Source organism: Neobacillus bataviensis LMG 21833 (assembly GCF_000307875.1).
GTDB lineage: Bacteria > Bacillota > Bacilli > Bacillales > Cytobacillaceae > Neobacillus > Neobacillus bataviensis.
Window position 1 is genome coordinate 1 of the sequence record NZ_AJLS01000052.1, and the last position, 22,040, is coordinate 22,040.

The 22,040-nt window shown below is 41.9% G+C and carries 20 protein-coding genes, 1 other RNA gene and 1 other annotated feature; of the genes, 2 read left to right on the top strand and 19 right to left on the bottom strand.

Annotated elements, in window-relative coordinates:
- Nucleotides 1-143: 143 nt before the first annotated feature.
- The 13 genes from BABA_RS07485 to cymR form a co-directional block, all read right to left on the bottom strand.
- Nucleotides 144-449 (bottom strand): DUF1292 domain-containing protein, encoded by a 306-nt coding sequence (locus BABA_RS07485; protein WP_007084547.1) that lies wholly within the window; start codon nucleotides 447-449, stop codon nucleotides 144-146.
- 12 nt (nucleotides 450-461) lie between these two features.
- Nucleotides 462-878 carry a Holliday junction resolvase RuvX gene (ruvX, locus tag BABA_RS07490; protein ID WP_007084548.1) on the bottom strand — a complete coding sequence of 139 codons (417 nt, stop codon included), beginning with the start codon at nucleotides 876-878 and terminating at the stop codon, nucleotides 462-464.
- A 3-nt stretch (nucleotides 879-881) separates the two neighbouring features.
- On the bottom strand, nucleotides 882-1,148 hold the full coding sequence (locus BABA_RS07495) for an IreB family regulatory phosphoprotein (protein ID WP_007084549.1): 267 nt from the start codon (nucleotides 1,146-1,148) through the stop codon (nucleotides 882-884).
- 209 nt (nucleotides 1,149-1,357) lie between these two features.
- The gene (gene alaS / locus BABA_RS07500; RefSeq protein WP_007084550.1) at nucleotides 1,358-3,994 is read right to left on the bottom strand and encodes an alanine--tRNA ligase; all 2,637 of its coding nucleotides are present in this window, start codon (nucleotides 3,992-3,994) and stop codon (nucleotides 1,358-1,360) included.
- A gap of 335 nt (nucleotides 3,995-4,329) precedes the next feature.
- Nucleotides 4,330-5,394 carry an AI-2E family transporter gene (locus BABA_RS07505; RefSeq protein ID WP_007084551.1) on the bottom strand — a complete coding sequence of 355 codons (1,065 nt, stop codon included), beginning with the start codon at nucleotides 5,392-5,394 and terminating at the stop codon, nucleotides 4,330-4,332.
- A gap of 91 nt (nucleotides 5,395-5,485) precedes the next feature.
- Entirely contained in the window at nucleotides 5,486-5,620 is a 135-nt protein-coding gene (locus BABA_RS26410; RefSeq protein ID WP_007084552.1) for a YrzQ family protein, read from the bottom strand.
- 60 nt (nucleotides 5,621-5,680) lie between these two features.
- The gene (locus BABA_RS07510) at nucleotides 5,681-5,872 is read right to left on the bottom strand and encodes a hypothetical protein (protein ID WP_007084553.1); all 192 of its coding nucleotides are present in this window, start codon (nucleotides 5,870-5,872) and stop codon (nucleotides 5,681-5,683) included.
- Nucleotides 5,873-5,883: 11 nt separating this feature from the next.
- Nucleotides 5,884-6,360, bottom strand: a complete 477-nt coding sequence (locus tag BABA_RS07515) for a PRC-barrel domain-containing protein (protein ID WP_007084554.1) — start codon at nucleotides 6,358-6,360, stop codon at nucleotides 5,884-5,886.
- A gap of 34 nt (nucleotides 6,361-6,394) precedes the next feature.
- Nucleotides 6,395-8,818 (bottom strand): SF1B family DNA helicase RecD2, encoded by a 2,424-nt coding sequence (recD2, locus tag BABA_RS07520; protein WP_007084555.1) that lies wholly within the window; start codon nucleotides 8,816-8,818, stop codon nucleotides 6,395-6,397.
- 32 nt (nucleotides 8,819-8,850) lie between these two features.
- Complete coding sequence (locus BABA_RS07525; RefSeq protein WP_007084556.1) at nucleotides 8,851-9,504, bottom strand: tetratricopeptide repeat protein; 654 nt, start codon at nucleotides 9,502-9,504, stop codon at nucleotides 8,851-8,853.
- Between the two features lie 271 nt (nucleotides 9,505-9,775).
- Nucleotides 9,776-10,894 carry a tRNA 2-thiouridine(34) synthase MnmA gene (mnmA, locus tag BABA_RS07530; RefSeq protein WP_007084557.1) on the bottom strand — a complete coding sequence of 373 codons (1,119 nt, stop codon included), beginning with the start codon at nucleotides 10,892-10,894 and terminating at the stop codon, nucleotides 9,776-9,778.
- Nucleotides 10,895-10,927: 33 nt separating this feature from the next.
- On the bottom strand, nucleotides 10,928-12,070 hold the full coding sequence (locus BABA_RS07535) for a cysteine desulfurase family protein (protein WP_007084558.1): 1,143 nt from the start codon (nucleotides 12,068-12,070) through the stop codon (nucleotides 10,928-10,930).
- A 45-nt stretch (nucleotides 12,071-12,115) separates the two neighbouring features.
- Nucleotides 12,116-12,535 (bottom strand): cysteine metabolism transcriptional regulator CymR, encoded by a 420-nt coding sequence (cymR, locus tag BABA_RS07540; protein ID WP_007084559.1) that lies wholly within the window; start codon nucleotides 12,533-12,535, stop codon nucleotides 12,116-12,118.
- A 152-nt stretch (nucleotides 12,536-12,687) separates the two neighbouring features.
- Between cymR and BABA_RS07545 the strand changes: the two genes are divergently transcribed.
- Nucleotides 12,688-13,959 (top strand): replication-associated recombination protein A, encoded by a 1,272-nt coding sequence (locus tag BABA_RS07545; protein WP_007084560.1) that lies wholly within the window; start codon nucleotides 12,688-12,690, stop codon nucleotides 13,957-13,959.
- 59 nt (nucleotides 13,960-14,018) lie between these two features.
- Here BABA_RS07545 and BABA_RS07550 read toward each other — a convergent pair whose 3' ends face one another.
- Both BABA_RS07550 and BABA_RS07555 read right to left on the bottom strand, forming a co-directional pair.
- Nucleotides 14,019-14,969 (bottom strand): ABC transporter permease, encoded by a 951-nt coding sequence (locus tag BABA_RS07550; RefSeq protein ID WP_007084561.1) that lies wholly within the window; start codon nucleotides 14,967-14,969, stop codon nucleotides 14,019-14,021.
- Nucleotides 14,962-15,888 (bottom strand): ABC transporter ATP-binding protein, encoded by a 927-nt coding sequence (locus BABA_RS07555; protein ID WP_007084562.1) that lies wholly within the window; start codon nucleotides 15,886-15,888, stop codon nucleotides 14,962-14,964. The genes BABA_RS07550 and BABA_RS07555 overlap by 8 nt, the downstream gene beginning before the upstream one ends.
- Nucleotides 15,889-16,096: 208 nt before the next feature.
- On the opposite strand from BABA_RS07555, the gene BABA_RS07560 reads away from it, so the two are divergent.
- Nucleotides 16,097-17,005, top strand: a complete 909-nt coding sequence (locus tag BABA_RS07560; RefSeq protein ID WP_007084563.1) for an NERD domain-containing protein — start codon at nucleotides 16,097-16,099, stop codon at nucleotides 17,003-17,005.
- Between the two features lie 382 nt (nucleotides 17,006-17,387).
- Here BABA_RS07560 and BABA_RS07565 read toward each other — a convergent pair whose 3' ends face one another.
- From BABA_RS07565 to hisS, 4 genes are all read right to left on the bottom strand, one after another.
- The gene (locus tag BABA_RS07565) at nucleotides 17,388-18,155 is read right to left on the bottom strand and encodes a tRNA threonylcarbamoyladenosine dehydratase (protein ID WP_007084564.1); all 768 of its coding nucleotides are present in this window, start codon (nucleotides 18,153-18,155) and stop codon (nucleotides 17,388-17,390) included.
- Between the two features lie 160 nt (nucleotides 18,156-18,315).
- Nucleotides 18,316-18,513, bottom strand: a non-coding RNA gene (gene ssrS, locus BABA_RS26415) — 6S RNA.
- Nucleotides 18,514-18,580: 67 nt separating this feature from the next.
- Nucleotides 18,581-20,350, bottom strand: a complete 1,770-nt coding sequence (gene aspS / locus BABA_RS07575; RefSeq protein ID WP_007084566.1) for an aspartate--tRNA ligase — start codon at nucleotides 20,348-20,350, stop codon at nucleotides 18,581-18,583.
- The gene (gene hisS / locus BABA_RS07580; protein ID WP_007084567.1) at nucleotides 20,350-21,627 is read right to left on the bottom strand and encodes a histidine--tRNA ligase; all 1,278 of its coding nucleotides are present in this window, start codon (nucleotides 21,625-21,627) and stop codon (nucleotides 20,350-20,352) included. Before hisS ends, aspS begins: the two co-directional genes overlap by 1 nt.
- Before the next feature lie 87 nt (nucleotides 21,628-21,714).
- Nucleotides 21,715-21,956 (bottom strand) — a binding site (T-box leader).
- Between the last annotated feature and the right edge of the window lie 84 nt (nucleotides 21,957-22,040).

Below are 22,040 nucleotides of genomic sequence, written 5' to 3' on the forward strand. Positions count from 1 at the left end.
ATAAAGGAAACACGAAGAGCCGGAGGCGATTCGATGTTGACTTATCGTAGGGCGGAGAGCGAAGGACACTAGCCGCTGACCAGGGCGCTGGAGCTGGACATAAAAAAAAAGAATCGGCCGCTGCGCAGCCGATTCCCTAATTCTTATTCTTCCTCTTGATCCTCGTTAAAGGTATTGAAAACTTCTTCCACCATGTCCCACTCTTCATCCGTTTCGATTTCCATTAATTCGCCGAAACCGCCATCTTCCGTAGGAATGTAGGCATATGTGAGGATGTCGATTTCTTCTTCCTCTTCTTCATTTGCACCTACTGGATAAAAGAATACATAAGACTTTTCAAATTCATCAGAATCAAATGTGAAAAGTATTTCAAATAGTTGTTCATCGCCCTTTTCATCAATCAATGTGATATAGCGATCCTCTTCATTATGATCGTGTTCGTGTGTCATTTCTTCACCTCATTAATTTTTGCTATCAAGATAGCCTTGTAGAATCATCACGGCAGCCATTTTATCAATGACCTTTTTTCGCTTCTTCCGACTGACATCTGCTTCAAGTAATACGCGTTCAGCAGCCATTGTTGTCAGACGCTCGTCCCATAAAACAGTCGGCACGGCAAATTGGGCTTCAATTTCAGCAGCAAATTGCTTACTGGCTTCACCGCGTGGACCAACCGTACCATTCATATTTTTTGGAAAACCGATAACGACCGTATCGACTTGATACTCACTAATTAATTGACCAATTTCCTCAAAACCAAACTGTTGTTTTTCCTCATTGATTTTGAGGGTTTTGAGACCCTGTGCTGTCCACCCAAGCTCATCACTAAGAGCGACACCGACAGTTTTTGAGCCTACATCTAAACCCATTGCGCGCATTAATTAAACCTCTCGTTGTTGTTTTAAATAGGATTTTACTAATTCCTCAATGATTTCGTCCCGTTCCAGCTTACGAATGATGTTACGGGCATCGCGATGCCGTGGAATATAAGCAGGGTCACCGGATAACAGGTAGCCGACAATTTGATTTATAGGATTATACCCTTTTTCCTGTAAAGCCTCATAAACTTGAAGAAGGACATCCTTCACATCATGTTCAAATGGCTCTTCTGGAAAATTAAATCGCATCGTTTTGTCAAATGAACTCATTTCATGCACCCCGCCTTTCTAACAGAGGAGAGAATTGTAATTGTAATTGTTATGTCTAGCTGCAGCGCCTAGGGGCTCGGGGTCATAAGCCAATCCGTCAAGAAGGTTAAAGAACAACCTTCTCGCCGGCTCGTCTTATGCCTGTCGCCCCTGGGCAAGGCGCTTCCGCTTTTCTAGTTACCTACATTTTACACTACTTTGTCCTATTATCAAATGGATTTTACCCATTCCTCAACGAATTGCAGCGCAGACTCCAGTTTTTCTGGATCCTTTCCTCCGGCTTGCGCCATATCCGGACGGCCGCCACCGCCACCGCCGCAGCGAGAAGCGACTTCTTTAATTAGTTTCCCGGCATGGTAGCCTTTTTCGATTAAATCCTTTGTTACAGCAGCAATCAAATTCACTTTACCTTCATGGGCACTGCCAAGAACGATGACAACCGAACCAAGCTTTTGCTTCAAGTCGTCGGCCATATTTCTCAAGTTATTCATATCTGCTGCTTGTACTTGAGCGGCTAAAATCGTTACGCCGTCAATTTCTTTCGCCTTAGATACAAGGCTGCCGGCTTCAATGTTTCCAAGCTTTGCAGCAAGTGATTCGTTTTCCCGCTGCAGTTGTTTGATTTCAACCATCAAACCATCAATCCGGTGCACGATCTCTTTCGGATTTGTTTTTAATTTTTCAGCAGCATCCTTTAACAAACCAACTTGCTCATTCAATGATTTGTATGCTGATTCACCAGTTACTGCTTCGATTCTTCTAGTTCCGGCACCGATTCCGCCTTCGGAAACAATTTTAAATACGCCAATGACAGATGTATTTGGAACATGGCAGCCGCCGCAAAGCTCAAGACTGTAATCGCCAACCCTTACCACGCGGACAATATCACCATATTTTTCGCCAAATAACGCCATTGCCCCTAGTGCTTTTGCTTCGGCAATTGGTTTTAAGGTAATGTCTACTTCGATGTTTCGCCAGATTTTTTCGTTGACAATTCTTTCAACTTGTTCCAATTCATCAGGCGTAATTTGACCAAAATGCGAAAAGTCAAAACGAAGACGGTCAGGCTCGACAAGAGAACCGGCTTGATTAACATGCTCGCCAAGTATGTCTTTTAATGCCTGATGCAGCAAGTGGGTTGCCGTATGATTTTTAATAATCTTGACGCGGTTTTCAGCATCTACTTTTGCCGTTACATTTTGATTCGTTTTTAAAGTACCGCTCTTCACGACTACTTGGTGGAGGTTTTGACCATTCGGTGCTTTTTGAACATCCTTAACAGCAACCGTTACGCCTTCTCCTTCCATCAAACCGCGGTCAGCGATTTGCCCGCCGCTTTCAGCATAAAACGGTGTTACATCAAGCATAAGCTGAACTTCTTCACCGCTGGATGCTTCCTCTACAAGTTCGCCATTTTTAATGATGGCTGCAACCGTTGAGCTTGTCTCAAGAGTATCGTAGCCAACGAATTTACTTTGGACCGTAACATCGCGAAGCACGCCCTTTTGAACCTGCATCGAATCAACATCTTGACGCGCTGCACGTGCACGTTCACGCTGCTGTTCCATTTCCACTTCGAAGCCTTGATGATCCACCTTCATGCCTTCTTCTTCAGCATATTCTTCGGTTAGTTCAACAGGGAAACCGTAGGTGTCATAAAGTCGGAAAATATCGGTACCTGTGATGGTGTCGCTGCCCTTTTCCTTTTCCTTCTTAATAACGCTTGCTAAAATCGTTAAGCCTTCATGAAGGGTTTCGTGGAAACGCTCTTCCTCATTTTTGATCACCTTTTGAATGAATTCGGTCTTATCCTTTACTTCAGGATAGAAGTCATGCATGATTTCTCCTACAATAGGAACGAGTTCAAACATAAATGGTCGGTTAATATTGATTTGCTTCGCATAGCGGACAGCACGGCGCAGCAAACGGCGCAATACATAGCCGCGGCCTTCATTTGATGGCAATGCCCCATCGCCGACAGCAAACGCAACGGTACGAATATGGTCAGCAATCACTTTAAAAGCTACATCGCGTTCTTTTTCGACGCCATATTTTTCGCCTGAGATTTCCTCTGTAGCCCGAATGATTGGGATAAATAAATCGGTATCAAAATTGGTTGGAACGTTTTGAACGACAGATGCCATCCGTTCAAGACCCATGCCGGTATCAATATTTTTCTTCGGCAGTGGTGTGTAGGTGCCATCAGGATTATGGTTAAATTGTGAAAAAACAAGGTTCCAAACTTCAAGATAGCGATCATTTTCACCGCCTGGATATAATTCAGGGTCGCTAGGGTCGTTCCCATATTCCGACCCACGATCATAAAAAATTTCAGTATTCGGACCGCTTGGGCCCTCACCAATATCCCAGAAATTCCCTTCTAGACGAATAATTCGTTCTTCAGGCACCCCAATTGTTTTGTGCCAAATTTCAAATGCTTCATGGTCTTCAGGATGAACGGTAACAGACAGAAGTTCCGGATCCCAGCCAATCCATTTTTTATCGGTTAAAAACTCCCAAGCCCATTCAATCGCTTCTTGTTTGAAATATTCACCGATGGAAAAATTACCGAGCATCTCAAAAAATGTATGGTGACGGGCTGTTTTCCCAACATTTTCAATGTCATTGGTTCTGATTGATTTTTGGGCATTTGTGAGCCGCGGATTTTCAGGTACAACACGACCGTCAAAATATTTCTTTAAGGTTGCGACACCACTGTTAATCCACAACAATGATGGATCATCGTGCGGAACAAGCGATGCACTCGGTTCAATTGCGTGTCCTTTTTCTTCGTTAAAAAACTGTAAAAACATCGAGCGGATTTGTGATCCAGTTAAGTTTTTCATATGGTTTGACCTCCTATATATAGTTAAAAATGCACACAAAAAAGCCCTCATCCCAAAAACAGGGACGAGAGCTTGTCTCGCGGTACCACCCTGATTATGAATACAAAAAAACTGTATTCATCTCTCAAAATTGCCTTAACGCGGCACGAACGGCAGTGATTAGCTGCACTCGGGATTAGCTTTCTGTCATCCTTCATCTAGAGCTTCTTTCAGCCGTGAAAGCTCCTCTCTTCTGCGCTTGAACGCGTTACAGATGGACTACAACATACTCGTTCCTTCAACATTTTCCATCAAATATAATATATTAGAAATTATAGCCACGAAAAAAACGTTTGTCAATTTGATTCATGGCTGAAATGATTTTTTGCATGAATAACTCCTACTTTGAGCACTGCAAGAACCGGGACAGCTAAAATCAATCCTAGTATTCCGCCAATTTCCCCACCGGCAGTTAACGCAATCATAATGACTAACGGGTGCATATGCAGGCTTTTGCCGACAATATATGGCGATAAAATATTCCCTTCGAGGAATTGAAGACCAAAAACAATGACCAAAGTAATGATCACTAATTTTACTGATGTGGTTGCAGCGATGATGACAGCCGGCACCGCCCCGATAATCGGACCAAAATAAGGGATGACATTAGTCGCCCCAACAATTAACCCCAATAATAAAGGATATTTTAAGTCAAAAATCCAAAAAAACAGGGCTGAAAGACTGCCAATAATCATACAAACCAGAAGTTGTCCTCTGATATAACTGCCGAGGGATTCATCGACATCCCTGAGAAAAAGCGTGCCCTTCTTCCGCCATTTTTTTGGGGTAATATACCACACAGCTCGTTTAATTAAGGGGAAATCCTTTAACATATAAAAAGCAATGAAAGGAATAATTAGCATAAGTAACGCCGAATTTAATAAATTCATTAGGATGTTCACAATGATTGTCAGTAAGGAGTCCATCTTTTTTTCGAAGGTATCGATACCTTCATTCATCCGCGTTTGCAGTCCATCCGGCCATGCCCTTGTGTGCGATTGCAGCTCGTTAATCCATCCGCGGTATTGTTCGGCAAAAGCTGGAGCGCTTTCAGATAGGTCTTTTAATTGGTCAATGATGGCTGGGATTCCTTTATAAAGACCAAAGCCTATTCCACCAAAAAAGATAAAATAAATGCAGATAATCGCAAGTCCACGGTGGAGCCCCTTTTCATGTAATTTTTCAACAATCGGGTGTAGTAAATAAGTAATAAATCCGCCAATCACGAAGGGAAGCAGGATGATGGCTGCCATTCGGACAATCGGCATCCACAAGACCCTTATTTTTAGAAAAACGAAAATTGCAATTAATAAAAGGAGCAAAAAGCCAATTCGGTAATACCATTTCATACGAATATCCACTTCCAAGCCTCCTTTTGGTTAGTTTTGGAAACATGTTAGGAAAATATTCAACAAAAATCCCCCTCATTTTATAAGGGGGATCCAATACATATTAAAAAATCGCTCGTTTCACTTTCTTTTGCATTCTTTTCATATTGCGGGCAGACATCATATTATTTCTTTGGGCAATATTATACGCTGCCATACCTGCACCAAAAGCTACCATTGTGGTCATCATTTTATTCATACGTCTCACCTCTTCTAGGATTGTCTAGCTGCAGCGCAAAGGCGCTTTCGCTTTACTATTTTAAAGGGTGTAACGACGCTCTTCTTCTTCAAACAAATCATCTAAGGAACTCAGTGAGCCATCCTCTTCGACTTGGTGGGTATTAATAATACCCTGGGCAACAGAAAGTTCAATAAAACAGTTCCAGCAATAATATTGGTTGATACCAATTTTGCCAATATCTTTACTTTGACAATTGGGACACTTAAACATGAAAAGACACCTCACGTATCATTAACGTCTACGATAATGGCATCCTTTCCGATCGCTAAGGGCTTCTCGGATTGAATGACTTGTTTGCCTTCCGTGATATCCGAAAAGAAGCCATCCGTAATTTCGTACCCTACGATTGTGCCCACTTCTTCTTGAAAATATACATCTTTCAATAATCCCAGCGACTCTCCGCTTTTCGAAAGCATCATCATTCCGTCCAATGGACGTTGGTGTGTCAATGTATGCTCGGGGTTCTCTTTCAGCTTTTCTAATTGTTCCGCTTCCTCAACCATAACCCCATCCCAGCCAAAGAAGGTCACGTTTTGAATGTCCAGAAAAAAGGATTGTTTGAAGAAAACGCCTTTTTTTACAAGCAGGCCATTGACTTTTCCAGTGCTTGAAATACATAGGTCACTAATCTCACCGATTTTCGTTCCACTTCTCGTTTCAAATACAGGCTGCCCTTTCAATAAAGAAAATGTCCGCAAAGAGTGTCCCACCTCCCCTTGAACATTTATAGTTTCAGCCATTTGTTAGAAAATCATAAGGTGTAACGTTTTCCATGCCTACCATTGGATTTACCTGCATTAATTCTTCTTCATAGGATAATTCATTTGGTTCGTCTTGATTTGTCACCTTGGCTGGTGCTTCAATGGCATTTGCAGTGATGGATTCTTGCAGCTTTTGGCAGAGTGTCGTTTGTCTCGCGAGCTCGTCTGCTCGTTCAACCCCCATTCTAAGGGCATCCTCTTCACCGCATAAAATCAACGATTGTTTACTTCTGGTAATCGCAGTATAAATTAAGTTTCTCCGCAGCATCCGGTAATAGCTTCTTGTAATGGGTAAAATAACAATGGGAAATTCACTGCCCTGTGATTTATGTACCGAGCAGCAATAGGCATGAGTGATTTGATTCAGATCCTGCCTTGTATATTCGACCTCATTTCCTTCAAAGGAAATATAAATCATATCCTGCTTTTCCGTGTTTTCCTTCGCATAAATTATCGAAATAATTTCCCCGATATCCCCGTTAAAAACATTACTTTCCGGCTGGTTCACAAGCTGGAGTACCTTATCACCAATTCGATATTTGACATCACCAAAGGCGATTTCCTTCCGCTTTCCGTCAGGATTTGGATTAAAAATTTCCTGGAGCAGCACATTTAAGCGGTCTATTCCGGCAGGTCCTCGGTACATTGGTGCCAGCACCTGTATATCTTTTGCGGAATACCCTTTGTTTTTGGCATTAAGGGCGACTTTTTCAACCACTTGTGCCACCTGCGTCGTTGAACATTTAATAAACGAACGATCGGCCTGCTTTGCTGTAATATTTGTAGGCAAATACCCCTTTTTAATATCATGAGCCAGTTCGATGATTGATGACCCTTCTGCCTGCCGGTAAATATCAGTAAGGCGGACAGTCGGAATCCGTTCAGACTGTAGCAAGTCTTTTAAAACCTGTCCAGGCCCGACTGATGGAAGCTGATCTTCGTCGCCAACCATGATGACTTGAATATTCTCAGGCAGCGCCTTGAACAATTGATTGGCTAGCCAAATGTCGAGCATCGAGGTTTCGTCAACAATTAATATTTTCCCTTCAAGCGGGCTTGCATCATCACGATCAAAGCCTTCTGTTCCATTAAAGCCAAGTAGCCGGTGGATCGTTACCGCAGGCAGTCCCGTTGACTCAGTCATCCGTTTGGCTGCACGTCCGGTCGGTGCGGCAAGTAAAAACGGAAACGGCTCATCCTTTTTATGATAATCCTTAAGTTCTAAGGAACAGCCATGCAGTTCTGCGTATAGTTCCACTATTCCCTTGATCACAGTCGTTTTACCGGTACCAGGGCCACCCGTTAAGATCAGCATTGGTGACATTAATGCGGTTTGAATCGCTTCCCTTTGAGACGGGGCATATTGTACTTGAAGACGTTCCTCTAAACCGCCCAAAGCCAATAGAAACTCCGATTCAGGGAACTGTTCCTTGTATTCTGTTTGCTGCAATATCCGCTGAATACTTGTAACAAGACCCTTCTCTGCGAAAAATAAAGATGGCAAGTAGACACGTTTGTCCTCTGCTTTTATTTTTCCCTCTTCTTCAAGCTTAATTATCTCATTGGATATATCTATGTATTCAATTTGATCGCGTTTATTATCCTCAAGAAGTGTCTTTACCTGTTCAAGCAAATCCTGCACATGGATGTAAACATGGCCTGTTTGCATACTTTCATTTTCTAGTGTGTATAGGCAGGCGGCTTTGATCCGGTCAGGATGGTTTCCAGTGATCCCCAGCTGATGGCCAAGCTCGTCCGCACGGCCAAAACCAATGCCTTCGATATCTTCAACAAGCTGATAGGGGTTTTTTTGAATCGTATTAAGTGTTTCTTCTTTATACGCTTGATAGATCCGCATCGAAATTTGAGGACCAAAGCCATATTGATTCAAGGCGACCATTACCTGTTCAAGTCCTTGATGCTCCATCAACGTATCATAAAGCATTTTTGCCTTTTCCGGAGGGAGCTTTGGAATGGAATCAAGCAAGGAGGGCTGATTGAGGATTTTCGAAATCGCATCCTCTCCCAATGTTTCCACAATGTTCTCAGCCGTCTTTTTCCCAATTCCCTTAAACATTTCACCGGACAAATAGGCGACGACCCCTTGTTTTGTCTGCGGCATATCTTTACGGAAATGATTGGTATGAAATTGCATCCCAAACTTAGGATGTTCCTTAAATTCGCCGAAAAAGATATAGGTTTCTTGCTCATGGATTTTTGGGAAATAACCGGTAACTACCGCTTCCTTGTCATCATACTGATGATTCGTTTCATCGACACGGATTCTTAAAACGGTATATAGGTTTTGTTCGTTATGAAAGATTGTTACAATCGGCCGTCCCTTGACGAATTTCCCTTGTTCTGCAAATAAATCGAGTGAGTCTTGTTTTTCCATTTGGCTCCCTCCTTTCGGATGAAAATTAAAATTTAATGGTTATTTTCTAGCAATTTTTTCGCATGACCTGCCAGTAAATGGTCTGGCTGAATGGCGAGTGCTTTATTAAACATTTGTAATGCTTGTACACCGTTCTCTTTAAAAGCATAAGAAACACCTAAATTATAATAAGCATCTGAATGGCTAGGATCTAGCTCAATACATTTTTCGAGTTGAACGATTGCATCGTCAATTAGTTCAAGCTGTGCCAAACATAATCCATATTGAAAGCGTGCTTCCGCATCCTGTTCATTTAGTTCAACACTCCTTTGTAAATAAGGGAGTGCAAATCTTCCTTGATTTAATTGAACGAGCGTCAATCCTAACATAAAATAATTGTCGCTTGATTCAAGCCCCTTTTTCATCGCTGTTTCAAACATATTTTTCGCCTCGTTGAAGAGGTCTTGAGTGAATAATATATTTCCGATACTATAGTAAGCCGCAGCTGCGTTTTCATCTAGGTTAATCGCTTTTTGATAAAAATTTAATGCCTTTTCATCATCACCGAGGGCAGAAAGAAGATTGCCAAAGTTTATATAAGCAACAGGGTCTAGCGGATTTTCTTCAATTGCCTCATTAAAGGCCATTGCCGCCTCTTCCCAGTTGCCTTCCTGCATATATTCAACACCTAATTGGTTTTTATCCATAAAGTCATCTCCAATCCTAAGAGAAAGTATATCATATTTCATTTAGAAATTACTCTATGAGCATGGAGGTTCTACATTGTTTTTGGTTTGCAAAATGCGGGTGGATTCCGCCGATTTTTTGTTTTATTCCGCCAACCTATGAGTTAATTCCGCCAAACTTGAGATTAATTCCGCCAAACTGGTCGAATTCCGCCAACTTCCCGATTTATTCCGCTAAATCAAAAATTCGATATAAAAACCCCGACTCCTAAGTAGGAATCAGGGTCAAATATTAGCCAACATATGTTAACCGTTCACCATTTTTATACACTTCATCAATCGTTCCACCGCCAAGGCATTCATCGCCATTGTAAAACACAGCTGCCTGCCCTGGTGTAATGGCACGAATTGGTTCGTGGAATAGAACTTGTACTTTATCGTCTTCTAAGAGACGAACAGTCACTTTATGGTCTTCCTGACGATAACGGAATTTCGCCGTGCAGTCAAACTCGACAGGCATTTCATGATTTGAAACCCAGCTTACATTAACCGCAGTTATCGCATCAGAATATAGTTTGTCATGATGAAATCCTTGACCAACATAAAGGATATTTCTTTTTAGATCCTTACCAATGGCAAACCAAGGCTCACCCGATCCGCCAATTCCCAAGCCGTGGCGCTGACCTATAGTATGATACATCAAACCTTCATGCTTGCCTTTTACCTCACCGTCAAATGTTTCCATGTTTCCCGGTTGTGCAGGCAAGTATTGACCTAAGAAATCTTTAAAATTCCGCTCACCGATAAAGCAGATTCCGGTGCTGTCTTTTTTAGTGGCGGTAGCAAGTCCAGCTTCCATCGCAATTTCTCGTACCTTTGATTTTTCAAGATTACCAATTGGGAACATCACCTTACTAATTTGCTCCTGCGACAATTGATTTAAGAAATACGTTTGATCCTTATTTTCATCAAGACCGCGGAGCATTTTATATTCTCCGTCACGGTATTCGACGCGGGCATAATGACCGGTGGCAAGATAATCTGCGCCCAATTTCATCGCATGCTCAAGGAATGCTTTAAATTTAATTTCTTTGTTGCACATGACGTCAGGATTAGGCGTCCTGCCCGCTTTATATTCCTCTAGGAAATAGGTAAAGACCTTGTCCCAATATTGTTTTTCAAAATTAACTGCATAATAAGGAATGCCAATTTGATTACAAACACGGATGACATCCTCATAATCTTCTGTTGCGGTACACACGCCGTTTTCGTCGGTGTCGTCCCAGTTTTTCATAAAAATGCCGATGACGTCGTAGCCTTGCTGCTTTAATAATAGCGCAGCGACAGAGGAATCAACACCGCCTGACATCCCGACAACAACACGTGTATTTTTTGGATCTTTTTTCTCCATATTTTCACCTCTCTCTTTACCACAATTACGAATTTATTTTTTCAAACGCGAAACGACATTCGCAATTTCTTCAGCAGCTTTAATAACTTCTTCCGTTGTTATATTAAAGCCGAAACTGAAGCGAATCGAATTGACTAAGCGTTCAGATTGTTTACCAAACATGGCAACAAGGACATGGGAAGGTTCAATGGAACCCGCCGTGCACGCGGAACCACTAGAAACAGCGATTCCAGCAAGGTCTAAATTAACCAACATCGCTTCCACACTTGTCCCCGGAAAGCTTAAGTTTAATACATGTGGTAGCGAATATTCAAGCGATCCGTTTATGTCAAATTCTGCATCTAATGCACGAAGCGTTTTCAGCAGAACCTCTTTAAATCCCTTGAACCGTTCTCTTTTGGCCGACCTTTCATCACTTGCAATAAGGACAGCTTCATGGAATCCGGCAATGGAAGCCACATTTTCCGTTCCTGCACGCCGTTTTCTTTCTTGATCACCGCCAAATAGACGTGGAGAAATTTTTACAGATGACCTTGCAAAAAGAAAACCTGTCCCTTTAGGCCCATTTATTTTATGAGCAGAAACAGAAAGTAAATCAATCAGGCACTCATTAACATTAATATCCTCCACCCCATAGGCCTGAACCGCATCAGTATGGAAAATGGCTTGATGATTTTTCAACAGTTCTCCAATCTCTGAAATGGGCTGCAAAGTGCCCACCTCGTTGTTCCCATACATGATAGAAACGAGAATGGTATCATCCCTTAGCGCAGCTTCAAGGTCTGCGACAGAGATCCGACCGATTTCATCAACAGGAAGATAGGTAACCTCAAAGCCCATCTTTTCCAACCTCTTGCAGGCATGTAGAACAGCATGGTGCTCCACTTGGGTTGTAATGATATGCTTGCCGTTGTTCTGATAGCTTTCCGCAACGCCAAATAATGCCATATTATCTGCTTCCGTTCCACCGCCTGTAAAAATAATCTCGCTTTCCTTTGCCCCAATGCTCTTGGCAAGTGCAGCTCGTGCTAAATCCAGATAATGACGGGCTTCCCTGCCATATGAATGGATACTGGAAGGATTCCCAAACGTCGCATTCATGACTTCGAGCATTTTTTCAATCACCTTTGGGTGCATTGGTGTGGTCGCGGCATGGTCGAGATAAATTCGTTCCATTATTACACCTTCAATCAAAATAATTCTCTTGTACTACTTTTGACTTTAAATATAAAACATATAACCGTCTGGTTCCTGATCCTCGCTATGGCTAGCCAAATCTTCCAATGTCGTATTATCCAAAACGTCTCTAATCGCATCGCGAATGCGAATCCACAGTTCGCGCTTAGCAGGTTCTTCATCCTCAATTCCTTCGACAGGGGTAATTGGACCTTCAAGTACACGAATCACATCGCCTGCCGTAATTTTGGAAGGCTCATCTGATAGAATATACCCGCCGTAAGCTCCTCTGATACTTTTTACTAATCCAGCATTCCGGAGCGGGGCAATCAACTGTTCTAAATAATGCTCGGAAAGATCATTTGCCTGGGCAATGGATTTTAATGAAGTAGGACCCTCGCCGTGTTTTTTGGCAAGTTCAATCATGATGGTAAGACCATAACGGCCTTTTGTAGAAATTTTCATATCTTGCACCTCTATTCGTAATCTATATTAAAAAATATTCTCAGTAAATTGATAGGCATTAGAAATTATATCATATTCTTCTTTAATGTGCTTTTGCAAGGGAAAATGGTATGTTAGAAGGAGCGAAATAAGTTTGTTTTGGAGAGATGATTATGCAGCAAAAACCATTAGCATTTCGAATGCGTCCTCGAACGATTGATGAAGTCGCAGGTCAGCGGCATTTGGTTGGTGAGGGAAAAATAATTGCCAGAATGGTGAAGGCCAAACAGCTGACATCGATGATTTTATATGGACCACCCGGAATTGGGAAAACCTCGATTGCCAGCGCCATTGCCGGTAGTACGAAATATGCCTTTCGCACATTGAATGCGGTCACTAATAATAAAAAAGACATGGAAATCGTGGCTGCAGAGGCAAAAATGTCCGGAAAAGTAATACTACTTCTTGATGAAGTCCATCGTTTAGATAAAGCAAAACAGGATTTTTTACTACCTTATTTAGAAAATGGAATGATTGTATTAATCGGAGCCACAACCAGTAACCCTTACCATGCAATTAACCCAGCAATCCGCAGCCGCTGCCAAATTTTTGAATTAAAGCCGTTATCACCAGATGAAGTGAAGCAAGCACTGTTGCGCTCCATAGGTGATGAGGAGCGAGGTCTTGGCGGTTTGAAAATGGAGATATCTGAAGAAGCTTTGCAGCATTTTGCCCAGGGCTCAAATGGGGATGTTAGAAGCTCGTTGAATGCCCTAGAATTAGCGGTACTTTCAACGGATCAAGATGAAAATGGCATCATCCATATTGATGTTGAAACCGCAGAAGAATGTTTGCAAAAGAAAAGCCTGGTTGCCGATAAAGACGGGGATGGGCATTATGATGTTCTGTCCGCCTTTCAAAAATCAATCCGAGGAAGCGACGTCGATGCGGCTCTTCACTATTTAGGGAGATTAATTGAAGCAGGTGACCTTCCGAGTATAAGCCGACGATTAATTGTTATCGCCTATGAAGATATCGGTCTTGCCAATCCACAAGCAGGTGCACGCACATTAGCTGCGATTGAAACGGCAGAAAGAATTGGCTTTCCTGAAGCAAGGATTCCTTTAGCCAATGCCGTTATTGAATTATGCTTATCACCTAAATCTAATTCCGCAGTCTTAGCGATTCAGGCTGCGCTTGATGATATTCAAAAAGGAATTGTTGGCGAAGTCCCAGATCATCTGAAAGATGCCCATTACAAAGGGGCAAAAGAACTAGGCAGAGGAATCGACTACAAGTATCCGCACGATTACGAAAATGGCTGGGTGCCGCAGCAATATTTACCAAATAGAATTAAAAATAAAAAATACTATCAGCCCAAAAAAACCGGAAAATTCGAACAAGCCCTAGCCACCGTATACGAAAAAATAACAAGATCGAAATAGTAGAAAGGGTGTCAGGCACCATATGGTGCCTGACACCCTTTTCAGTATACCGATATTGTTTATGCTGCTACGTCGCGTTTTTTGAAGACGTAGAAGGCTAGGAATTGGAATAGGGCAAAGTATAGGAGCAGCATGATGACTGAGAAGGTTAATGTCATCCCCTCTACCATTGGCGTGCCTTCGAAGTATTGCATTAAATCCGTGTTCGCGAACAAAATATATTTTGCCCAATCAAATTTCATCGATAGCAACGCAGTAAATTGTCCCCCAGTAAATAATAAGAATAGCGATAGCCCAATCGCCAGCGAGCTATTCCGGAAAACAGAAGAGATCATGAAAGCCATTGTCACTAGCATAATCGTGTCAATGGAACTTAAACCGTAATAGATTAACAAGTGGACAACCATATTTTGTTCGGTGACATGACCGTTATAATAATTTAAATACGGTACTGCTTTGTCCGGCATCCCAAACAGAATGGCACCAAGCGCAGTTGAGAAGACAAACAAAATTGCCAGCATGAACAATGCATACAATAACACTGTCAAATATTTCGATAGCAGGATTTTCGTCCGATTGATGGGCCGAATCAATAACAGCTTGATGGTTCCCCAGTTAAATTCGCTAGCGACAATTCCAGCTGAAACAATAATGATAAATAATCCCGCCAGCATGATCAGCTGTGAGCTATCCTTTACGAATGACCACACCGTATATTTTTCTTTCGGTGGAATCTGATGCTTGATTCGATAATCATTAATGGCAATTTCCTTTTTGAAAAACTGCTTTTCTATCTTGGTTCGACTTTGCGTCATCTGTTGTTTTAACGCATTATTTTCCTCTTGTAATACTTGCTCCCAATTTTTATCCTGAGCGAAATTGGTATCATTTTGTTGAGTTTTAATGACAATTCCCATTAAAGCAATGACGACGATAAGGATCCCAATCATCACAAAGGTGCCTGGGCGTTTAAAAACTTTCATCCATTCATTTTTGATTAAATTAACCACGGGTTACAGCCTCCTTTTCCGATGTCACTTCAAGGAAGCGATCCTCTAACGTTTTCGCTGTTTCTTTAATTCCAAAGATTTGAATATCTTCGTTAACCAACATTTTAATTAAATTCGGGATTTCTTCTTTCGGCAGCTCCACTGATATACCGTTTCGCGAACGGTTGGCTCTAACTTCAGGATAGCTAGCCTCAATAATTGCCAAAGCCTTGTCGCTTGGGACAACCTCCAATTCATAAGTCACTTCGGTACCATGGACAAATTCCTGGACAAGTTGGACATCTATTAACCGGCCATTTTGAATGATCCCGATTCGATCACACATCATTTCCATTTCCGATAGCAAGTGACTGGAGACAATGACAGCCATATTTTTTTCACGAGCCAGCAGGCGGACATAATCGCGGATTTCCCGGATTCCCGCCGGGTCGAGGCCGTTTGTAGGCTCATCAAGGATGAGAACATCCGGGTCGTGTAAGAGACATTGTGCTAAACCCAATCGCTGTCTCATCCCGAGTGAATAGGTCTTTACCTTGTCGTTGATCCGTTCAGTTAAACCAACAAGTTCAACTGTTTCAGCAATTTTTTCCTTTGAAATCCCTTTTGCCATTCTTGCATAATGAACGAGGTTTTGATAGCCACTTAAAAATTTATACATTTCCGGATTCTCAACAATGGCACCCACATGACCTACCGCATCCTCAAACTGGGTTTTAATGCTCGCACCGCCAACCGTTATATCCCCTGAAGTTATCCCCATCAAGCCGACAATCATCCGAATGGTCGTCGTTTTCCCGGCGCCATTTGGGCCTAAGAAGCCGAATACCTCGCCTTTATTCACTTGGAAGCTGATGTTATCTATTATCTTCCTTCCTTTAATCACCTTGGTTACATTTTTTAATTCTACTATAGTTTCCAAATTCTCTCTCCTCTCTATGTACGGAACTAATTTTACCTTATATTCCTATTTAATTATATCCTAGTAAATAAATTTTCATAAAACGTCTGGGGGTGGAATCCTTTCTAGGTCTGAAGACCGAGAGACCCGTAATATTAACAAAAAATTCATACATTCGGCTGTTATTTTTTTATAAAATGTAAGTGTTACTAAAGAGAGGAAGTGTGCCATGTTTTTAAATTCTCGAACGGAATCAAAGGAATTGCTCAAATTTAGATCATTAAACGCTCGGTCGACATTATCTACAAAGGAAAAAAAGCATTATCTGCACCTTGAAAAAGGCTATCAAGGCGAGGTAATGTTTGACCAGTTAACTGCGAAGCTAGAAAATGATTTGTATATTTTAAACGGTTTATACCTTGAATATAATAATGCTGCATGTCAAATTGATTCTTTGATCATCTCTGAAGAAACCATTTACCCTTTCGAAATTAAAAACTTCGAGGGTGATTATTTATACGAATTGGAAAGATTTTATTTCTTGCCCGCCAAAGAGGAAATTAAAAATCCATTGGATCAGTTAAAACGCAGTAATTCACTACTCCGCCCATTACTTAAAAAACAAGGAATTAATTTACCCGTGGAAGGATCCGTTACCTTTGTGAACCCCGGATTTACCCTTTATCAAGCCCCTCTTAATGAACCAATTATTTCCCCAACACAGCTTCACCAACTCATGAAAAAATTAAACAAAACATCGTCAAAACTAAATGGCCGCCACAAAAAGCTTGCAGACCAATTACTGGCGATGCATCTAGTTGAATCTCCTTACGCTTGGAAGCCGATTTATACTTATGGAAAGTTAAAAAAGGGTATCCTTTGCCCCAGATGCTATTCATTTATGATTTCTATTGGGGATAAGAAATTAGTATGTTCGAAATGTGGCTGCGAGGAAAGTGTGGATTCTGGTGTTTTACGGAGTGTGAAGGAGCATAAGCTTCTATTTCCAGATTTGAAGATTACCACAATAGGTGTACATGAATGGTGCAGGGTGGTTGGGTCTACGAAGGTGGTTAGGCGGATATTATTCGAAAATTTTACAGCCTCTGGATATGGTCGTTGGTTTTATTTTGAATAAATTGTAAATTAACCTGTTATGGGGTATCCTTTTTTGTTAAAAATGAACTTTTCTATTCTTGTCACTTAGAATTTTTTTCTACGTAACCTTTTTTTCTTTGTTTCGCTTTTTTGGTCATGTAGAGTCTTTCTACGTTACCTTTTCTTCGTATTTTCCCATTTTTGGTCACATAGACCCCTTCTACGTTACCTTTTTTACTTTATTTCGCTTTTTCGGTCACATAGAGCCTTTCTACGTGACCTTTTCTTCGTATTTTCCCATTTTTGGTAATGTAGACCCCTTCTACGTTACCTTTTCTCCTTCTCTACCCATTTTTGGTCACGTAGACCCTCTCTCCTCAGAAAAGCCCCAGACTAATAATAGTCCAGGGCTCCCCAAAAACTCATTTCTCATCCGAAACACGATAAATCTTAATATCCTTCAATAATTCCATCACTACATAGCTTGCCATGATCAAACCGGCGGCAGATGGGACGAAGGCATTCGAAGCAGGTGGCATTTGTCCTTTGCGGATCGGTGAGTTCTCATTGCCCACCTCTTTCTTAATATCTTCACGAATAACAATTGGACTCTCATCAGAAAAGACAACCGGTATCCCCTTGTGGATTCTTTCCTTACGCAGCTTCGTGCGAATAACCTTCGCAATCGGATCCGTATGGGTTTTAGATATATCTGCAATTTTAAACCGAGTTGGATCCATTTTATTAGCGGCTCCCATGCTGGAAATAATCGGGATTCCACGGTTTAAACACTCTTTCATCAAATGGATTTTATAAACAATCGTATCAGAGGCATCCACAAAAAAATCAATATTGTAGTCGAAAATTTCCTCATATGTTTCCTCTGTGTAAAACATCTTTAGCGAAATTACTTCACAGTCTGGATTAATATCCTTAATCCGCTCTTCCATAATTTCTACTTTCGGTCTGCCAATCGTTGAAAGCAACGCAATTAACTGACGATTAATGTTAGTAATATCTACGTCATCTTTATCAATTAAAATTAAACGGCCAACTCCGGAGCGAGCAAGCGCTTCAGCGGCAAACGAACCGACACCGCCCACACCTAAAACAGCGACTGTGCTGTTTTTCATTATTTCTAACCCTTCCTTACCAACGGCAAGCTCATTACGGGAAAATTGATGCAGCATATATATTCACTCCAAATCCAAATTCACTTATTAGTTATTTTTTCACCATAAAAATATATCATACCCTCCTATAAAAACAAGTATCTTTATAGGGATTATCATAATTACTGCAAAAAAACCTTCCAACATAAGCCGGAAGGTTAATTTCGTCCAAAAGGAAAAGAGTCCCAATGGTGCCGTTGCTTCTAGATCCTTAGTTTTGATCCCGCATTCAGCAGGTGGGTGTCCTATTTCCGGTATTGTAAGTCCCCTTACCCGTAAAAGGGTGGGGCATTTACGCAATCAAAAAACTCTGGACTCCCGAATAAATAATGTTCGGTCAAAACTTCAGGTAACACAACGTACATTTCAGGACTCTTCTTTAATTGCTTTTATAATAGCATATTTTGACGCAGTCTTCAAGATTTCATGAAAGCGAATTCCTGTTATTTATTAACATTTAGTGATAGATTCAATTCCTTTAATTGTGCCTCGGAAACTTCGCCAGGGGCATTCGTTAACAAGCAGCTTGCGCTCGCTGTCTTCGGAAATGCAATCGTATCCCGTAGGTTCGTGCTGCCGGCAAGCAGCATCACCAAGCGGTCAAGACCAAGAGCAATTCCTCCATGCGGCGGTGTTCCATATTCAAAAGCATTCATCAGGAAGCCGAATTGTTCTTGTGCAGCCTCCGGAGAAAAACCAAGAACACTAAACATTTTTTCTTGAATTGGGCGTTCAAAAATCCGAAGAGATCCGCCGCCAAGTTCATATCCGTTCAAGACTAGGTCATACGCTTGGGCACGTACCTTGGAAGGATCCGAATCTAGGTATTCAAGGTCTTCCCTAAACGGCATTGTAAACGGATGGTGTGCCGCGTAATAACGGCCTTCTTCCTCATCGTACTCTAAGAGCGGCCAGTCAGTTACCCATAAGAAATTAAATAGACTTGGGTCGATTAACCCTAATTCTTTACCAAGCTTTTGTCTTAAAGCACCTAGGGCATCCGCTACAACACTTTTCTTATCAGCAACAAACAACAACAAATCCCCATCAGCAGCCTCGAGAGTCGCAACAAGTGCTTGCGTGTCTTCTTCAACAAAGAATTTCGCAATCGGGCCCTTCAAGCCTTCAGCATCCACCTTCAGCCACGCAAGACCTTTCGCACCATAGACAGCTGCAAATTCCGCTAAGGCGTCAATATCTTTTCGTGAATACTTGTCTGCAGCACCTTTTACATTAATCGCTTTTACTTGGCCGCCACCGGCAACAGCGGAAGCAAACACTTTGAATCCAGAATCCTTCACGATTTCAGACAGGTCAACAAGCTCTAAGCCAAAACGGGTATCCGGCTTATCGGAACCAAAGCGGCTCATTGCCTCATCATAGGTCATACGCGGGAAGGCCTTAGGAACTTCCACACCTTTAACTTCTTTCATCAGCTGTGACATCATGTTTTCCATCATGCCCATGATATCTTCTTGGCTCATGAAACTTGTTTCAATATCAATTTGCGTAAATTCTGGCTGACGGTCAGCACGCAAGTCTTCATCGCGGAAACATCGGGCAATTTGGTAATAACGTTCAACACCACCCACCATGAGCAATTGTTTAAACAATTGTGGTGATTGCGGCAGTGCATAGAATTCACCGGGATGAACACGGCTTGGGACTAAATAATCACGTGCACCCTCTGGCGTACTTTTTGTCAAAATCGGTGTTTCAATATCTAAAAAGCCTTCGCCATCAAGAAAATTTCTAACTTGCTTTGTTACCTGGTGGCGCATTTTTAATGTTTCAAAAATAACCGGGCGCCGGAAATCTAAATAACGGTACTTTAAGCGTACATCTTCCGAAGCATCTGTTTTATCTGAAATCGTGAACGGAGGTGTTTTTGCCTCATTGATAATCGTCACGGCCTCCGCCTGCACTTCGATTTTTCCCGTTTTAAGGTTGTCATTGACGGTGCCAGCCTCACGGGCGACGACTGTTCCTACCACATCCAACACATATTCATTCCGGATTTTTTCTGCCGTTTCAAGTGCTTCCTTGGATAAGTCAGGATTAAACACGACTTGAACAATACCTGAACGGTCGCGCAGATCGATAAAAATTAATCCGCCAAGGTCACGGCGTTTTTGCACCCATCCCTTTAATGTCACCTTTTCCCCTACTGAAGACTCTGGAACTTCTCCGCAAAAATACGATCTGCCAAACATTATTTTTCCCCCTTTAATCCCTGAAAATATTGAACAAAAGAACCAAGGTCTACTTCTACTTGTTCACCTGTTGCCATATTTTTTATATTAATTTTGTTATTTTTAAGTTCGTCATCGCCAAGAATGGCAACGTATTTTGCTTTTAAGCGGTCTGCCGCTTTAAATTGCGCTTTAATTTTTCGATTCAAATAATCCCGCTCTGCTGAAAAACCTGCCAAACGCAGCTGCTGCAATAATCCGACAGTGTAATCCTTTGCCTCTTCACCAAGTGAAGCGAGGTAGCAGTCAATCCCTTGATTCACCTCAAGCTCAATTCCTTCAGCATCAAGAGCTGCGATAAAACGCTCAATACTTAAGGCGAAGCCAATCCCAGGTGTTTCTGGACCGCCAATTTCTTCCGCTAATCCGTTGTATCGCCCACCGCCGCAAAGGGTGGTAATCGCGCCAAATCCTTCGGCATTACTCATGATCTCAAAGGCCGTGTGATTATAATAATCCAAGCCCCTCACCAAGTTGGCATCGACCTCAAACGGAATGTCGAGCTGCGTTAAATAGTGCTGTAATTTTTCAAAATAGGCTTTCGAAAAATCATTTAAAAATTCAAGGATCGATGGTGCTGTCTTCATCAATTCGTGATCACGGTCCTGTTTACAATCCAAGATTCGCAAAGGATTTTTTTCCAAACGGTTTTGACAATCGTGGCAAAACTCACCGATTCGCGGTTTAAAGTGATTCACTAATGCCTCGCGGTGTGCCGTACGACTCTCCTTATCGCCGAGACTATTAATAATCAGCTTTAGCTGCGTCAAGCCCATTTCTTTGTACAGATTCATCGCAAGGGAAATCACCTCTGCATCAATCGCCGGATCGTTACTGCCTAAGGCTTCTACGCCAAATTGGACAAACTGGCGGAAGCGCCCTGCCTGCGGACGTTCATAGCGGAACATCGGCCCCATGTAATAAAGCTTAACGGGCTGACCCGCAAGACCGAACATTTTCTTCTCAACAAACGAGCGAACAACCGCTGCCGTGCCTTCCGGTCTAAGCGTAATACTGCGTTTCCCCCGGTCTTCAAATGTGTACATTTCTTTTTGAACAATATCGGTTGAATCACCCACACCTCTTGAAAAAAGATCGGTATGTTCAAAAATAGGTGTGCGAATCTCCTGGTATTGATATTTTTCACAAAGTTCTCTGGCCTTCGCTTCAATCAGCTGCCACTTCTCTACCTCTCCAGGCAGAATGTCTTGCGTGCCTCTTGGAATACTTATAGACATAGTGGAAACCCTCCTCTTTTTTTCAAAAATTTTTATGTAAATAAGTTTTAAACGAAAATAAAAAAACTCCCATCCCTTGTATAAAATACAAGGGACGAGAGTTTTGATCCCGCGGTGCCACCCTAGTTGAAAAGCATGTAAGTGAATGCCCTTCCTCTTTAACAGTTAACGCCTGCTCACGTTCTTCTCCTACTAAAGCCTGGGCTTTTTCGGAGAGAAGCCTAAGGAGTGTTCATTCATTAAGGTACATGCAGAAATGCTCTCAGCCTTAGGCATTTCCTCTCTTTTCATGGGTTGGCTTAATTACTATGCTCCATCATTGGTTATTACGAATATTTCAGTTTGAATTGTCCAGCTCCAGCGCCCTAGCGGCTAGTGTCCTTCGCTCTCCGCCCTACGATAAGTCAACATCG

Bases quoted from the DNA above. Each gene is read 5' to 3' on its own strand.
- BABA_RS07485 (WP_007084547.1), bottom strand. From the start codon at position 449: ATGACACACGAACACGATCATAATGAAGAGGATCGCTATATCACATTG.
- ruvX (WP_007084548.1), bottom strand. From the start codon at position 878: ATGCGCGCAATGGGTTTAGATGTAGGCTCAAAAACTGTCGGTGTCGCT.
- BABA_RS07495 (WP_007084549.1), bottom strand. From the start codon at position 1,148: ATGAGTTCATTTGACAAAACGATGCGATTTAATTTTCCAGAAGAGCCA.
- alaS (WP_007084550.1), bottom strand. From the start codon at position 3,994: ATGAAAAACTTAACTGGATCACAAATCCGCTCGATGTTTTTACAGTTT.
- BABA_RS26410 (WP_007084552.1), bottom strand. From the start codon at position 5,620: ATGAATAAAATGATGACCACAATGGTAGCTTTTGGTGCAGGTATGGCA.
- BABA_RS07510 (WP_007084553.1), bottom strand. From the start codon at position 5,872: ATGTTTAAGTGTCCCAATTGTCAAAGTAAAGATATTGGCAAAATTGGT.
- recD2 (WP_007084555.1), bottom strand. From the start codon at position 8,818: ATGGAAAAACAAGACTCACTCGATTTATTTGCAGAACAAGGGAAATTC.
- BABA_RS07525 (WP_007084556.1), bottom strand. From the start codon at position 9,504: ATGGATAAAAACCAATTAGGTGTTGAATATATGCAGGAAGGCAACTGG.
- mnmA (WP_007084557.1), bottom strand. From the start codon at position 10,894: ATGGAGAAAAAAGATCCAAAAAATACACGTGTTGTTGTCGGGATGTCA.
- BABA_RS07535 (WP_007084558.1), bottom strand. From the start codon at position 12,070: ATGGAACGAATTTATCTCGACCATGCCGCGACCACACCAATGCACCCA.
- cymR (WP_007084559.1), bottom strand. From the start codon at position 12,535: ATGAAAATTTCTACAAAAGGCCGTTATGGTCTTACCATCATGATTGAA.
- BABA_RS07545 (WP_007084560.1), top strand. From the start codon at position 12,688: ATGCAGCAAAAACCATTAGCATTTCGAATGCGTCCTCGAACGATTGAT.
- BABA_RS07560 (WP_007084563.1), top strand. From the start codon at position 16,097: ATGTTTTTAAATTCTCGAACGGAATCAAAGGAATTGCTCAAATTTAGA.
- BABA_RS07565 (WP_007084564.1), bottom strand. From the start codon at position 18,155: ATGCTGCATCAATTTTCCCGTAATGAGCTTGCCGTTGGTAAGGAAGGG.
- aspS (WP_007084566.1), bottom strand. From the start codon at position 20,350: ATGTTTGGCAGATCGTATTTTTGCGGAGAAGTTCCAGAGTCTTCAGTA.
- hisS (WP_007084567.1), bottom strand. From the start codon at position 21,627: ATGTCTATAAGTATTCCAAGAGGCACGCAAGACATTCTGCCTGGAGAG.